The organism is Streptomyces sp. MNU76 (genome assembly GCF_020982545.1).
Taxonomy (GTDB): Bacteria; Actinomycetota; Actinomycetes; order Streptomycetales; family Streptomycetaceae; genus Streptomyces.
In genome coordinates this window covers 122770-137044 of sequence record NZ_JAJKLK010000001.1, presented here as the reverse complement: position 1 = coordinate 137044, position 14275 = coordinate 122770, and the positions used below count along the sequence as shown (strand labels likewise).

The 14275-nt window shown below is 71.4% G+C and carries 15 protein-coding genes and 1 pseudogene; 4 read left to right on the top strand and 12 right to left on the bottom strand.

The window, feature by feature from the left end; translation table 11 throughout:
• Positions 1-200 precede the first annotated feature (200 nt).
• On the bottom strand, positions 201-1364 hold the full coding sequence (hppD, locus tag E4N62_RS00520) for a 4-hydroxyphenylpyruvate dioxygenase (protein ID WP_230211435.1): 1164 nt from the start codon (positions 1362-1364) through the stop codon (positions 201-203).
• 122 nt (positions 1365-1486) lie between these two features.
• Here hppD and E4N62_RS00515 point away from each other — a divergent pair, with 122 nt between their 5' ends.
• On the top strand, positions 1487-1999 hold the full coding sequence (locus E4N62_RS00515) for an Lrp/AsnC family transcriptional regulator (protein ID WP_184898463.1): 513 nt from the start codon (positions 1487-1489) through the stop codon (positions 1997-1999).
• Positions 2000-2054: 55 nt separating this feature from the next.
• On the opposite strand, the gene E4N62_RS00510 is transcribed toward E4N62_RS00515, so the two are convergent.
• Together E4N62_RS00510 and E4N62_RS00505 are read right to left on the bottom strand one after the other, a co-directional pair.
• Positions 2055-2855, bottom strand: a complete 801-nt coding sequence (locus E4N62_RS00510) for a S16 family serine protease (protein ID WP_230211434.1) — start codon at positions 2853-2855, stop codon at positions 2055-2057.
• A 106-nt stretch (positions 2856-2961) separates the two neighbouring features.
• Positions 2962-3438, bottom strand: a complete 477-nt coding sequence (locus E4N62_RS00505; protein ID WP_230211433.1) for a MarR family winged helix-turn-helix transcriptional regulator — start codon at positions 3436-3438, stop codon at positions 2962-2964.
• Between the two features lie 85 nt (positions 3439-3523).
• On the opposite strand from E4N62_RS00505, the gene E4N62_RS00500 reads away from it, so the two are divergent.
• A complete protein-coding gene (locus E4N62_RS00500; RefSeq protein WP_230211432.1) occupies positions 3524-4354 on the top strand; it encodes an alpha/beta fold hydrolase in 831 nt (276 codons plus the stop codon).
• 60 nt (positions 4355-4414) lie between these two features.
• Here the strand turns inward: E4N62_RS00500 and E4N62_RS00495 are convergent.
• From E4N62_RS00495 to E4N62_RS00485, 4 genes and pseudogenes are all read right to left on the bottom strand, one after another.
• Positions 4415-5052, bottom strand: a pseudogene (locus E4N62_RS00495) (IclR family transcriptional regulator).
• A gap of 410 nt (positions 5053-5462) precedes the next feature.
• Positions 5463-7259, bottom strand: coding sequence for a DEAD/DEAH box helicase (locus E4N62_RS00490; protein WP_230211431.1), 1797 nt, complete (start codon positions 7257-7259; stop codon positions 5463-5465).
• A gap of 259 nt (positions 7260-7518) precedes the next feature.
• Positions 7519-8112: a hypothetical protein gene (locus E4N62_RS49185; RefSeq protein WP_374116895.1), complete on the bottom strand. Its 594-nt coding sequence runs from the start codon at positions 8110-8112 to the stop codon at positions 7519-7521.
• Positions 8049-9038 (bottom strand): MFS transporter, encoded by a 990-nt coding sequence (locus tag E4N62_RS00485; RefSeq protein WP_374116894.1) that lies wholly within the window; start codon positions 9036-9038, stop codon positions 8049-8051. The genes E4N62_RS49185 and E4N62_RS00485 overlap by 64 nt, the downstream gene beginning before the upstream one ends.
• A 171-nt stretch (positions 9039-9209) precedes the next feature.
• On the opposite strand from E4N62_RS00485, the gene E4N62_RS00480 reads away from it, so the two are divergent.
• Positions 9210-9491: a metal-sensitive transcriptional regulator gene (locus E4N62_RS00480; RefSeq protein WP_230211430.1), complete on the top strand. Its 282-nt coding sequence runs from the start codon at positions 9210-9212 to the stop codon at positions 9489-9491.
• Positions 9492-9603: 112 nt separating this feature from the next.
• On the opposite strand, the gene E4N62_RS00475 is transcribed toward E4N62_RS00480, so the two are convergent.
• The 4 genes from E4N62_RS00475 to E4N62_RS00460 form a co-directional block, all read right to left on the bottom strand.
• Positions 9604-10179: a rhodanese-like domain-containing protein gene (locus E4N62_RS00475; RefSeq protein ID WP_230211429.1), complete on the bottom strand. Its 576-nt coding sequence runs from the start codon at positions 10177-10179 to the stop codon at positions 9604-9606.
• 139 nt (positions 10180-10318) lie between these two features.
• Positions 10319-11062: a sulfite exporter TauE/SafE family protein gene (locus tag E4N62_RS00470; RefSeq protein WP_230211428.1), complete on the bottom strand. Its 744-nt coding sequence runs from the start codon at positions 11060-11062 to the stop codon at positions 10319-10321.
• Positions 11059-11424 (bottom strand): rhodanese-like domain-containing protein, encoded by a 366-nt coding sequence (locus E4N62_RS00465; protein WP_230211427.1) that lies wholly within the window; start codon positions 11422-11424, stop codon positions 11059-11061. Before E4N62_RS00465 ends, E4N62_RS00470 begins: the two co-directional genes overlap by 4 nt.
• A gap of 37 nt (positions 11425-11461) precedes the next feature.
• The gene (locus E4N62_RS00460) at positions 11462-12829 is read right to left on the bottom strand and encodes a rhodanese-like domain-containing protein (RefSeq protein ID WP_230211426.1); all 1368 of its coding nucleotides are present in this window, start codon (positions 12827-12829) and stop codon (positions 11462-11464) included.
• A 90-nt stretch (positions 12830-12919) separates the two neighbouring features.
• Here E4N62_RS00460 and E4N62_RS00455 point away from each other — a divergent pair, with 90 nt between their 5' ends.
• Positions 12920-13123, top strand: coding sequence for a hypothetical protein (locus E4N62_RS00455; RefSeq protein ID WP_230211425.1), 204 nt, complete (start codon positions 12920-12922; stop codon positions 13121-13123).
• 402 nt (positions 13124-13525) lie between these two features.
• Here E4N62_RS00455 and E4N62_RS00450 read toward each other — a convergent pair whose 3' ends face one another.
• Positions 13526-14122, bottom strand: a complete 597-nt coding sequence (locus tag E4N62_RS00450) for an SUKH-4 family immunity protein (RefSeq protein WP_230211424.1) — start codon at positions 14120-14122, stop codon at positions 13526-13528.
• Positions 14123-14275 lie beyond the last annotated feature (153 nt).

Here is a 14275-nt window from a genome sequence, read left to right as displayed (position 1 = left end):
GTGTACTTGGCCTTTCGTCCGGTGCGGCGGTGGGGGTACCTCCCGGTCGAGCGCCAGCCGAGACCGGGGGAGCGTGCCGGGCGTCGCAGAGCAGAAGGGACTTCCGAAACACGCCCTAGGGGCGCGGGGTACTGCGCGAGAAGCCCCACCGAGCCGCACCCGCCCACGCACCGCACCCCCCGAGCTATCAAGCGCCCGACCTACAAGTTGCCCCTTCTCTCCTGCTCCCTCTCGATCGCCTCGAACAGCGCCTTGAAGTTGCCCTTGCCGAACCCCATCGACCCATGCCGCTCGATGATCTCGAAGAAGACCGTCGGCCGGTCCTGGACCGGCTTGGTGAAGATCTGCAGCAGGTACCCGTCCTCGTCCCGGTCCGCCAGGATCCTGAGTTCACGCAGGGTGTCGACAGGCACTCTGGTCTCCCCGACCCACTCCCCCAGCGTGTCGTAGTACGAGTCGGGCGTGGCGAGGAACTCGACCCCCGCCGCCCGCATCGTCCGTACCGTCCGCACGATGTCGTTCGTGTTGAGCGCGATGTGCTGGACCCCCGCGCCGCCGTAGAACTCCAGGTACTCGTCGATCTGGGACTTCTTCTTGGCGATGGCGGGCTCGTTGATGGGGAACTTGACCTTGAGCGTGCCGTCCGCCACGACCTTCGACATCAGCGCGCTGTACTCGGTGGCGATGTCGTCCCCCACGAACTCCTTCATGTTGGTGAAGCCCATGACCCGGTTGTAGAACTCCACCCACTCGTCCATGCGCCCGAGCTCGACGTTGCCCACGCAGTGGTCGATGGCCTGGAACGTGCGCTGGGCGGGCGGCTCGACGAGGGGCTCGGCGGCGACGTACCCGGGGAGGTACGGCCCGTCGTAGCCGGTGCGCTCGACGAGGGTGTGCCGGGTCGTGCCGTACGTGGCGATCGCGGCCAGCACGACCGTGCCGTGCTCGTCCTTCACCTCGTACGGCTCGGCTACGGAACGCGCGCCGTGTTCGACGGCGTAGGCGTACGCGCGGCGGGCGTCCGGGACCTCGATGGCGAGGTCGACCACGCCGTCGCCGTGCTCGGCGACGTGCTCGGCGAGGAAGTGGCCCCAGGTGGTGGCGGGTTTGACGACCGAGGTGAGGACGAACCGGGCCGAGCCGTTCTCCAGGACGTAGCTCGCCGTCTCGCGGCTGCCGGTCTCGGGGCCGGCGTAGGCGACGAGGCGCATGCCGAAGGCCGTGGAGTAGTAGTGGGCGGCCTGCTTGGCGTTGCCCACCGCGAAGACGACCGCGTCCATTCCCTTGACCGGGAAGGGATCAGCCTGCCGTGCGGTGCGCGGGACGTCGTGCGAGCCGTGGGTGTGCGCGGAGGTGGCTGCCATGACCGCAGCGTCCTCCGCGCCCACAAGGTGTGCAACAGTTGGCGGGTCCGTTGGACAATCTGCTCAGCGGCAGGCGCGTCGGGCGGCGCGTTCCGCACAGCATGCCCACCCCGGGAGGTCTGGTGGCGATCGATCATCTGGACGGGCGGCTGATCGTCCTGCTCGCGCGCGAGCCCCGGATCGGGGTGCTGGAGATGTCGCGGCGGCTGGGGGTCGCGCGGGGCACGGTGCAGGCCCGGCTCGACCGGCTCCAGTCGAACGGCGTCATCCGCGGCTTCGGCCCCGAGGTGGACCCGGCGGCGCTCGGCTACCCGGTCACGGCGTTCGCGACCCTGCAGATCCGGCAGGGGCAGGGCGCGGACGTACGGGCGCACCTGGCGACCGTGCCGGAGGTGCTGGAACTGCACACGACGACGGGCAGCGGGGACATGCTGTGCCGGCTGGTGGCCCGTTCGAACGCCGATCTCCAGCGGGTGATCGACCGGGTCGTCGGTATCGACGGCATCGTCCGGGCCGCCACGGCGATCGTGATGGAGAACCCCGTTCCGCTGCGGATCATCCCGTTGGTGGAGCAGGAGGCGCTCCGCGAACGCACCGACGGACGGACCTCGGGAGACGACGACCTGAGGGCCTGACCGGCATGACTGACATGGCCGGCATGAACGGCCTGAGGGCTTGAAAGGGCCGCCGTCAGCAGCTGGGTACGGACCCCTTGCCCGTCTCCAGCGCGACGAGGGAGCCCACCGCGCCCTTCAGGGTCGTCACCGGGATGAGCCGCAGCCCCTTGGGCAGTTCGGCTTTCGCGTCGGCGCACTCGGCCTTGGGGACCAGGAACACGGTGGCGCCGTCACGCCGGGCGGCCTGGGTCTTGAGGGCGACCCCGCCGACCGCGCCCACCTTGCCGGCGGTGTCGATGGTCCCCGTACCGGCGATGACCCGGCCGCCCGTGAGGTCGCCGCCGCTGCCGTCGCCGTCGAGCTTGTCGACGATGCCGAGGGAGAAGAGCAGGCCCGCGCTGGGGCCGCCGACGTCGGCGAGCCGCAGGGTGACCTCGATGTCACCGGAGTCCTCGCCGAGGTAGGCGAGCGCGGCCTCGGTGGCGGTGTCCTGGGACTCCTTCATCTCGGCCGCGTTGTGCTCCTGGATCTCCTCGGTGGTGTCACCACTGGGGTAGACCGCTTCGCGGGGCATGACGGCCTGGTCGCTGCGGAACCAGCCGTCGAGCACGTCACCGAGGCCGACCCGGGCGTCCGGTCCCGTCGCCTCGATCGTCGTCATCCGCAGCTGGCCGCTGGTCTTCCGGGCCTGGGCGCCGCTGATCGTGATCACCGGCTCGCCCTTGTTCTCACCGAGCACGTTCGCCGTCATCCCCGGCTGCGCCACGGAGAACGGCAACGGTGCGAACGCCACCGTGACGAGCAGCCCCACCACCGGCAGGGAGCTCACGGCTACGGCGACGGGACGCGAAAGACTGGAGAGACGAGAGAGCACGGAGCCAATCTAACGCGAGGGGTACTTCCGGCCAGGGGGCGGTGGTCCCCCTCGGGCCCGCGACGGGCGGCCAACGTGGTTCCGGGCGAGTGGGCGAGCCCAGCCATCAGTTGACGTCCACGTCCTCGAAGAGTTCGAGGAGCTGCGTCAGCACCCGTACGCAGGAGTCGACGTCGGCCGCCGTCAGATCGCCTCCGGCCTGTTTCAGCAGCGCGCTCTCCCGGGCGACCAGCGCGTCGATGGCCGTACGGCCGGTGTCGGTCAGCCGGATCAGGGAGGAGCGCTGGTGGGCCGGGTTGGGGATGGCCTCGACGAGTTCCCGCCCGGCCGCCTCGTTGACCATCCGCTGCACGAACTGCCTGCTCAGCGCCAGTGTGCGCCCCATCTGCGGCACGGTCATCGGCCGCTCGGCCATGCGCAACAGCTCCAGGACCGCGCGTACGCCGACGGGGAACCCCTCCTTCCGTTCCTTCAGCTCCAGCGCGCGGGTCGTCCTCCGGTAGAGGGGCCCCAGGACGGCGAACACCTCGGACAGCCGCCCGGCGAGCGCGTCGGGCGGCAGCGGCTCATTGGTCCCTGTCACGGGCTCATTGTCTTCCACGCCCCCACCACTCCGCAGAATGACAACTGGGTTGTCATCCTCTCGCCAACATGACACCTTGGTTGTCATGACTGATGCCTCGCAGGTCCGCCCGCACACGTTCCCGTCCGACGACGGTCCCCTCGCCTACCTGGACACCGGCTCCGGCACCCCGCTCGTCCTGCTGCACGGCGGCTTCACGGACCACACCATGTGGCGGGACCTGGTACCCGCGCTGACGGCGGCCGGTCACCGGGTCGTCGCCCCGGACGCGCGAGGGCACGGCGCCTCCGCCAACGCGAGCAAGCCGTTCCGCTTCGCCGACGACCTCGCCGCGCTGCTGCGCCACCTGGACACGGGCCCGGCGATCCTGGTCGGCATGTCGATGGGCGGCGGCACGGCGGTCGACACGGCACTGGAACATCCCGACCTGGTACGCGCCCTCGTCGTCAGCGGCGTGGGCACCAGCGAGCCCGAGTACACCGATCCCTGGACCAAGGACAGCGTCGCCCGGTACTACGGCACGCTGATGTCAGGCGACCTGGAGGGCTGGCTCGAAGTGGTCGCCGAGGCGGTCGCCGGTCCACACCGCGAGGTCGACGACGTGGACCCCGACATCGTCCGGCGAGTACGGGAGATGAGCCGCGCCACCGCCCTCAAGCACACCGTCGGCGAGCGGGACTGGCACGTGCCGGTCACGGACACCTGGGCCCGCGCCGCCACGATCACGGTCCCCACCCTCGCCGTCAACGGCGCCCTGGACGCTCCCGACCTCATCGCCATGGCCGAACGCCTGGTCACCACGGTCGCCGCGAAGGGCCACGCCGTCACCGTCGAGGGCGCCGGACACTACGTGAACATGGAGCAGCCGGACACCTTCACCGCACACGTGCTGAACTGGCTGAACCGACTGCCCTAGGGACCGCCGAAGGGCGTGCGCGTCACCGGAGGACGTGCCAGTCACCGAAAGGGCGTCACGTCACCGAAGCGCGTCGGCCACTTCCCGGGCCGCGTCCATCACCCGCGGGCCGACCCGCTCCGGCACCGCGTCGGCCAGCATCACCACGCCCACGCTGCCCTCGACGCCCGTCACCCCGAGCAGCGGGGCGGCGGCCCCGCTCGCCCCGGCCTCCAGCTCGCCGTGCGTGAGCGCGTACCCCGGCCAGTCCCCGGCTGCTGCCGCCCCGACAGGATGGCCCGCCCCGCGGCCCCCGGTCCAGCGAGTGCCGGGCCGGCCCGGTACGCCACGTGGTAGTCCGTCCACGTCGGCTCGACGACGGCGACGGCCAGCGCCTCGGTGCCGTCGACGAGTGTGAGGTGGGCGGTCGCCCCTATGTCCTCGGCCAGCGACCGCAGCGCGGGCAGCGCGGCCTCCCGCACCAACGGGTGCACCTGCCGCCCGAGCCGCAGCACCCCCAGCCCCACCCGGGCACGTCCGCCCAGGTCACGGCGGACGAGGGAGTGCTGCTCCAGGGTGGCGAGCAGGCGGTAGACGACGGTCCGGTTGACCCCGAGCTTGTTGGACAGTTCGGTGACGGTCAGCCCGTGGTCGGTGTCGGCGAGCAGCTTGAGGACGCGCAGTCCCCGATCAAGCGTCTGAGAGGTCTCCGCGGTCACGACGCCCACTCCTTCTTGGGTGAGGGCGGCGACCCCTGTCACGGCTGATGCGTCACCGGTCCCGTTCGGCGACGCGCTACAGAGGCCGCCGATCGGCTGAACCCGGATGATCCGGGCGGAGTCGCTTCACGGCTGCGCTCCGCGGCGGCGCTGCCACGGGGCGTGTGCGTAGCGGGACAGTAGACGAGCCGGTTCGCTGAGCGGAAGACTCCGTCCAGAATCCGGTCAGTGACCGGTACGGACTACTTCGCTTTGTCGCGAAATGTACGGGCGCACGAAGCACGTCACACACCCCGCAGGACAGGCGCACGCCCCCCGGGAGCGCCGCTCAGTGCGCAAGCCGGGGCGCCCACTCGGTGCGCGCCCGGGCGGCACCCTCCCGACTCCTCCCCCGGAGCGCGCTCGCCGCGTCACTTCATCCGGGTCGCCCACTCCTGCACCTTGGCGATCCGCTGGCGCAGCTGCCCCGCCGTGGCCTCGGCGCTCGGCGGTCCGCCGCACACCCGCCGTACCTCGGTGTGGATGACCCCGTGCGGCTTGCCGCTCTGGTGGGAGTACGCGCCGACCATGCCGTTGAGCTGTTTCCGCAGTTCGAGGAGTTCCTTGTGGGTGACCACGGGCCGCCGGTCGGCCGGCAGCTCCACCAGGTCGGCCTCGGCGTCCGGCTTCTTGCGGCTGTGCGCGATCTGCCGCGCCTGCCGCTTCTGGAGCAGCAGCTGCACCTGGTCGGGTTCGAGGAGCCCCGGGATCCCGAGGTAGTCCTGCTCCTCCTCGCTCCCCGGGTGGGCCTGCATACCGAACTCGGCCCCGTTGTACATGACCCGGTCGAACACGGCGTCGGATTCCAGCGCCTCGAAGGGCAGCATGTCCTGCTCGCCGGTGTCCTCGTCCTGCTGCTTCTCCGCCTCCGCGAGGAGCTTGTCCTCCTCGGCGTACGGGTCCTCCTCGCCCCCCTTCTTCGGCTTGTCGAGGGCGTGGTCCCGCTCGACCTCCATCTCGTTGGCGAAGGTGAGCAGGTCGGGCACGGTCGGCAGGAACACGGACGCGGTCTCGCCGCGCCGCCGGGACCGTACGAACCGGCCCACGGCCTGGGCGAAGAACAGCGGGGTGGAGATGGTGGTGGCGTAGACCCCGACGGCCAGCCGGGGCACGTCGACGCCCTCGGACACCATGCGCACGGCGACCATCCACCGGTCGGTGTTGCGACTGAACTCGTCGATACGGTCCGAGGCACCGGAATCGTCGGACAGGACGACCGTCGCGCTCGTCCCCGTGATCTCCCGGATCAGCTTGGCGTAGGCGCGGGCGGAGTCCTGGTCGGTGGCGATGACGAGGGCGCCGGCGTCCGGGATGGCCTTCCTGACCTCGGTGAGCCGCTGGTCGGCGGCGCGCAGCACGCTCGGCATCCACTCGCCGCGCGGATCGAGCGCCGTACGCCAGGCCTGGCTGACCGCGTCCTTGGTCATGGGTTCGCCGAGGCGCGCGGCGATCTCGTCGCCCGCCTTGGTGCGCCAGCGCATGTTGCCGCTGTAGGAGAGGAAGATGACGGGCCGCACGACGTTGTCGGCGAGGGCGTTGCCGTAGCCGTAGGTGTAGTCGGCGGAGGAGCGCCGGATGCCGTCCGTCCCCTCCTCGTACGTGACGAAGGGGATGGGGTTGGTGTCGGACCGGAAGGGCGTACCGGTGAGCGCGAGCCGGCGGGTGGCCGGCTCGAACGCCTCCAGGCAGGCCTCGCCCCAGGACTTGCTGTCACCGGCGTGGTGGATCTCGTCGAGGATCACCAGGGTCTTGCGCTGCTCGCTGCGGTTGCGGTGCAGCATGGGCCGTACGCCCACACCCGCGTAGGTGACCGCGACCCCGTCGTACTCCTTGCTGAGCGGCCCCGCGCTGTACTCGGGGTCGAGCTTGATCCCTATCCGCGCCGCTGCCTCGGCCCACTGCTTCTTCAGGTGCTCGGTGGGGGCCACGACCGTCACCTGCTGGACGACGTGGTGGTGCAGCAGCCAGGACGCGAGCGTCAGCGCGAAGGTCGTCTTACCGGCGCCCGGGGTCGCGACCGCGAGGAAGTCCCGCGGCTGCTCCTGGATGTACTTCTCCATCGCCCCCTGCTGCCAGGCACGCAGCTTGCTGGCGGTACCCCAGGGGGCACGGCCGGGGAAGGCGGGCGAGAGGTGGTGGTTCGAGGAGGAGGTGGCGGTGGTAGTCACGGTCTCCGGTGGGGGTCGAGCGGCTCGGCGGGCAGCCCGGGTGGCTCGCGCAGCGACGCGGACACCTCGGCTACGTATGACAACCGGGCCACCCTACCGGCGGGGCGGTCGCGCCAACGCGCTCATTCCGCCGGGCCGCCCAAGGATGGGACCGAGGTCACATCGCTACTCGGCCAGGTCTCGCAGCGCCTCGGAAATGACCTTGACCTCGTCGAGAGCGCCGTACCACCGGGTGGGGTCACATCGGTACCAGATCCAGCTAGCGGGCCCGCAACCGCGTGGTCACCCAAGCCCCCACCAGCGCCACCCCCGCCATCGGCAGGAACACCACGACGAAGGCGGCCGGGTGGGACGCGGCGGCGGTCGTGGTGGCCCCCTGCCCGACCGCGCCACCGCCCAGCGCGGCGAACGCGGCACCGCCCGCCGCGAGGAGGAGCGCGTTGGACAGACCGTCGGAGATCTGGAGGGACGCGGAGTTGGTGCCGGCCTCCTCCGGGGCGGAGAGCTGGAGCAACAGCACGCTGGTCGAGGCGATCACGAGCCCCATCCCGAAGCACCCGAACGCCCAGGCGACGGCCACGGTCCACACCGGGACGGAGTCGACCAGCACACCCGGCAGCGTGGTGATCGCCGCCGCCACCAGCACCATCCCCACCGTCATCAGCCGCTCCCGGTACGGCTCCACCCGCGCCCGCGCCTGCACCCACGACCCCAGCGCCCAGGTCGCCCCGCCGGCCGCCAGCGAGAACCCGGCGAGCGTCGGCGACAGCCCCCGCTGGGTCACCAGCATCAACGGCACGAACGACTCGGCCGCCACGAACGAGCCCGCCGCCACCCCGCGCAGCAGCACCACCGCCGGCAGCCCCGCACCGCCCGGTACGTCCCCCTCGGCAGCAGCCCCGACACGGCCGGCACGAGGAGCGCGACCCCCACGACAGCCGGCACCAGCGACCACCACCGCGGATCCTGAGCCGCGTACTGCAACAGCCCGGCCCCGAGCGAGATCCCGAAGGCGAGCCGGATCCGACGGCGGTCGAAGGAGGGGGCGGAGGCGGAAGCAGACGCAGAAGCCGGGGCGGAAGGAGGAGCGACCGGCCCGGAAGCCGAAGCATCCGGCCCGGAAGCCGAAGCGACCGGCCCGGAAGCGCGCCGTCGTATCTGCGGCAGTGCGAGCCCCAGCGGCAGGACCACCAGCGCGGGGATCCCCAGGAACACCCACCGCCAGCCCAGTTGTTCCGTCACCGCGCCCGACGCGAGGGGGCCGACCACGGAGGGGATGACCCAACCGGCCGCGAACGCCGCCATGATCGAGGGCCGGAGCCGCTCCGGGTACGCGCGCCCGACCACGACGTACAGCGCGACGATCACCAGCCCGCCGCCGAGGCCCTGCACGGCCCGTCCGAGGATGAAGAGCCACATCGCGCCGGCCGTCCCCGACAGCACGAGCCCGGCCGCTAAGGCACCGATCCCCGCCGTCAGCGCCCCCAACGGCCCCCGCCGGTCGGCCCACTGACCCGCCAGCACCATCCCGAACAGGCTGGTCGTGAAGTACGCCGAGAACGCGAAGCCGTACACCGGGATCCCGTCCAGCTCACGCGCCGCGACCGGCATCGCCGTACCGACCGCCATGGCCTCGAACGCGATCAGCAGCACGACCGAGACGATCCCGATACTGAGCCCCCGATAGGAGCGGCTCAGCACGCTCTCCCCACCGTCGGCGACCGGCGTCGGGGCAGGGCTCTGCGTGACACCGGCGTCACGCGGTTCGGAAGCGGCCATGCGAGCCAGCGTAAGGGGCACAGCAGACTTTCGCCCCTGTCCGAAGCCCCCACACCCCCATTCATGAACGGCTTATGGCGGTCGGTGGAGCGGCGGGGATCTTCACTTTGCCCGGCGGGGGTTACCCCTTCGGTAGGATACCCAAGGGGGTATCTCGAAGGAGTGTGGGTTGTGGAACTGGCGATGGCGGCTGAGGAGCTGAGGACGGTGGTCAACCGGCTGCGCCGGGCGCAGGGTCAGATCGCCGGTGTGATCAAGATGATCGAGGAGGGGCGGGACTGCGAGGACGTCGTCACCCAGCTCGCCGCAGCGTCCAGGGCTCTGGACAAGGCCGGTTTCGCGATCATCGCCACGGGGCTGCAGCACTGTCTGGCCGATGCGGACATGGCTGCTTCCGGCGACCGGGAGCAGATGCGTACTCGACTGGAGAAGCTGTTTCTTTCTCTGGCCTGAGCTGTGGTGCCGCGGTGCCGGATCACCCGCCCGGTTCGGGGCGGGTGACCACATGGCCGGGCATGCGAAGGGGAGGGACCCGGCTCCGGGTCCCTCCCCTTCGTGGTGATGTTCAGCGGTTGCGCAGTGCGGCCAGCGTGTTGTCGAGGTCGGCGGCGCGAGGGCGGTTGTGGGGGAGCTTGGCGAGCATGGCGGCCATGCCGCAGGTGTCGGTCAGGGCGGAGAAGACCAGACCGCCCGCGATGCCGGCGGAGATGAGCTGGAAGGCGGGGTGGACGACAAGCCCGAGCAGCAGGCCGAGCAGCACGATCACTCCTGCGGTGAGCCTTACCTGCCGCTCCATTCCCCAGGTGGCACGGGATGCGCCCTGGGGGCGGTGGAGCTCGTGGCCGTCGGCCGCCCAGGCGCCGGTGCCTCCCGACAGGGTGACGGCGGTGATGCCGTTCTCCGCGAGGATCTTGCAGGCGTTCTCGGAGCGGGCGCCCGAGGCGCAGACGACCAGGACGTCGCCGCGGTCGGTGGCGTGACGGATGTCGGGCAGCGCGCGCCGGATCTGGTCGAGGGGGATGTTGAGCGCGCCGGGGAGATGGCCGCCGGCGTATTCGCCCGGGGTGCGCACGTCGATGATGGTCAGTTCGTGCAGGCGGGTGCGCGCCTCGTCGGTGGCGAGGGCCGTGGGGGTGGTCATGGCAGAGTCATCCTTGTGTGTCGGGGTGTGCTGGAGCTGATCTGGCGGGAGCCGGACTGAAGGCAGTCCTGTCCTGGGATGCGCGGCTGGCTGGAGAGGCTCTCCTGGTCCTGGCCCGAGCCGTTGGCGGCCCTCGTGTTCAGACAATCACGTCAGCAAGCATGAAGGCCGCTACTGCCAGCAGGACGCCGGCGAAGACCTTCTGCAGCGTGGTGCCGGGGATCTTCGCCGCGAGGCGTTTGCCGTCCCAGGCGCCGAGGATCGCGGCTCCGGTGAAGGGGCCGATGATCTCCCAGTGGAGCCCGCCGGTGGTGCCGGTGCGAGCGGCGAGGGCGGCGAGTGAGTTCACCGTGATGACGAGCAGGCTGGTGCCCACCGCCCGGCGCATGGCCAGTCCCAGGACGCTCACCAGGGCAGGCACGACGAGGAAGCCGCCGCCGACGCCGAGAAAGCCCGTGACGGAACCGAGTCCGGCACCCGCGCCGACCGCCTTGCCGGGACGGATCCGCTCCGGCGGCTTTGACGCGGACGGCCGCAGCATGCGCAGGGCGGCCAGCGCGGCGATGACCGCGAACGCCGCCGTCAGTACTGCTTCGGGCAGGCGTCCGGCGACAGCGCCGGCGAGGAAGGCGGGGACGACGCCCGCCGCGGCGAACAGCGCCCCTGTCTTCCATGCCACGTTCCCCTCGCGGGTGTGGGCGTACAGGGCGGTGGCGGAGGTGGCGGTAACGATGATCAGGCTGGCGGTGGTGGCGGCGGCCGCGGTGAAGCCGAGCAGGTAGATCAGTGCCGGTACGGCAAGGACGCTGCCGCCGCCACCGAGGGCTCCCAGGGCGAGACCGGTGACGGCCCCGGCGATGAGGGCGAGAACGAGTACGGTCACGCTATCCGACCGCTGTTCCCGCGTTCGTCGACGACCGGGTGCCCGGCGGCGGCCCACGCGTTCATGCCGCCCTCGACGTCCACCGCCTGCGCTCCGCGTCCGGTGAGGAGCTTCGCGGCCTGCTGGGAGCGGTGACCACTGCGGCAGATCACCACCAGCGGACGGCCCTGCGCCTCGGCGGGCAGGGTGGCGCCGGCGACCAGTCTCGTCAGCGGTACGTGGACAGCGACCGGGGCGTGGCCCGCGGTCCACTCGGGCTTCTCACGGACGTCCAGCAGGACCGCGTCGGGCCGGTCGCCGCTGGTACGGCTGCGCGCCTCGTCGACCGTGACGCGGGGCCCGTTTCGGCGAAAGAGGAACATCACACGCTTCCTTCCTTGCGAGGGGGAACGGCTGAGATCAGCAGTCGGACGTCAGGGACAGCCCGGCATCCGTCGCGGCGTCGAAGCCGTCGTCGACGGCGACCACATCGCGGCCGGCGGCGTCGAGCAGGGAGGCGGCGATCGCCGCGCGCATCCCGCCCGCGCAGTGCACCCACACCGTCCCGTCCGGTACTTCGCCGAGGCGGCCGTGCAGCTCGTGGATCGGGATGTGGACCGAGCCGTCGATGTAGCCGCCCATGCGCTCCGAGTCCCGGCGCACATCCAGGACCACCACCTCGTCGCCACGCTCGCGCACCTGGGCGAGGTCGGCGAAGCGGGCCCGCGGGAAGGTGGCGAGCTGTTCGTCGGCGCGGACCCAGGTGGCTGGGTCGCCGGTGGCGGCGGCGGCCGGGCGGTCGATGCCCACCCGGGCCAGCTCCCGCTGTGCGTCGGCGATCTGCGCGGGGGTGTCGGCGAGGAGGGTGACGGGCTTGCCCCACGGGATCAGCCAGGCCAGGTAGGTGGCGAGTTTGCCCTCGCCCTCGAAGTTGAACGATCCGGCCACGTGTCCCTCGGCGAAGGCCATGCGGCTGCGCAGGTCCACCACCCACTCCCCCGCGGCCAGCCGGGAGGCGATCTCGCCTGCTTCCGCACGCCGCGGCGGGGTGAGGTCGATGGGGGCGGGGCCGGCGGCGTTGGCCGGGCCCATGTGCGCGTAGTAGGCGGGCACGTCCTCCAGCCCGGCCAGCATCTGCGTGACGAAGGTGTCCACGTCCAGGGTGAGCGCGTCGTTGGTCTTGCGCTCCTGGCCGATCGTGCTCGCGTCCCCCTCGGACTGGGCGGAGGAGCAGAAGCTGCCGAACCCGTGGGTGGGCAGCACCGGCACCTCGTCGTCCAGCTCGGCGGCCAGCCGGTGGGCGGAGGCGTGCTGGGCCCGGGCCAGCTGCTCGGTCAGCCGCGGCTCGACCAGGTCGGGGCGGCCCACCGTGCCGATCAGCAGCGACCCGCCGGTGAACGCCGCCACACCGCGCCCGTCCTCCTCCAGGACGTAGGAGGTGTGGTGCGGGGTGTGCCCGGGGGTCGCGATCGCCCGCAGGACCAGACCCTCGTCCACGTCCACGGTGTCGCCATCGGCGACCGGGGTGCGGGCGAAGGACACATGCGCCGCGGCCGGAACCAGGTAGGAGGCGCCGGTGACGCGGGCCAGCTCCAGGCCGCCGGTGACGTAGTCGTTGTGCACGTGGGTCTCCGCCACGTAGGCGATGCGCACCCCGCGCCGGGCGGCGACGGCGATCACCTGGTCGATGTCGCGCGGCGGATCGACAGCCACCGCAGCCGCGGGCCCGCCGACCAGGTAGCTGCGGTTGCCCAGCCCCTCGAACTCCAAGGTGTCTACGAAGAACACGACTGCGGCTCCTCCACAAGAAAACGGTGTACCCCTGGGGGTATTCGACACTTACCCTAACAGGAATACCTGGGGGGGTATTCCTGTCAGGTGGAGGCCCCCTGGTCCGGCAACGCGCTCACTGCGGGAATACCCGGTGGGGTATCAAGAAACCTGATCGACTTCGACGCCGCCACTGCCGCCGTTCGCCAGGCACTGAACGATCAAGGGTTCGGCCTGGATGCCCTCAAGCCCGTCGCCGACGAGGCCACCGGCCGGCTCGGCGCCACGCTGCCCGCCCTGGCCGCCGCCTGACCTTCCCTGGTCCGGTGCCCGCCGGCCGTTGCACGCGGTGCCGCATCCAGCAGCCGACCGTGGCCCGTGCGGTGCCCACCGCACCAAGAGCCGATCGGGAGCGTCAGCGCTCGGCCGGCGCCCCGGCCGCCACGCCGACATCGCCCCCCGCCCCTCATGAACGCCTACGGCAGATGAGCCAGCTGAACACGATGAGGTCCGTCAACCGGCAACGCCGCGGCCAGGCCGGGCTGCCTCCGTCTCGGGCTCGGTGCGAGGGCTGGGCACCATGGCCACTGGCCCGGCGAGGTCGAGAGGGGAGCTCATGGCCGCCCTGGCATCACAGCAGGCTGGTTGCCTCGCGATGTCCGTCCGCACGGCATCCCCGTGTGCTGATAGCGGGCGCCCATGCGGCCCCGTGGGTCAGAGCTCCGCGCACGCCTCGTTGCGGAGGCGGTCCACCCAGCAGCCCGTTGCCGATTTCTCGTGCTTCTCGCGGTGGAGGAGCCAGAGGGTGAAGGCGAGGGTGGAGAGGTCGGCGTCGAGGGGGCAGAGGGTCGACTCGGGTTCGCTCCAGTTGAGGACCGCGCCGGTGGTGCCGTCCACCACGACGCTGTTGCCCTCGACGAAGTGACCGAGGCGGATCAAGTGGGCCGCTCTGGAAGGGAGTCGGCCGGGGGTGAGGGCGTCGGCGCGCTCATGCGCGTAGTACTCGGCGAGGGTCGGCAGCGGGATGTCCGTGTCGAGGTGGAAGAAGCCGTGGTCCTCGGGCAGACCCATGTCCCGCAGGAAGCGGCGGGTCGGCTCGTGGGTGAGCGTGGCCGGGAAGTCGAAGTCCTCGAAGCGCCACACCCTGCTCCGGCCGAACTCCTCGTCCAGCAGCCGGGCCGGCAGGTCCAGCGCCAGTCCGGAGCGGGTGACCGGGCCTCCGGTCAGCACCGCCAGGTCGTTCGAAAGGTTCGGATCGCGCAGGTCGTTCAGGTCCGTCAGGCCCATTGTCCCCATCGTCATTGTGCTCATGGCTCCCCCCGGCACGTGCTTCTCGGCGTGCGTCCCCCAGCGGCGGGGACCACGGCACCGCCGAACAGCCGCCGAGCGGTCGTCGTCCCCACTTCCAAGAACCTTACGCCGCCCCACTGACAACACCTGCCGTACGCGCGAACACGCACCTCA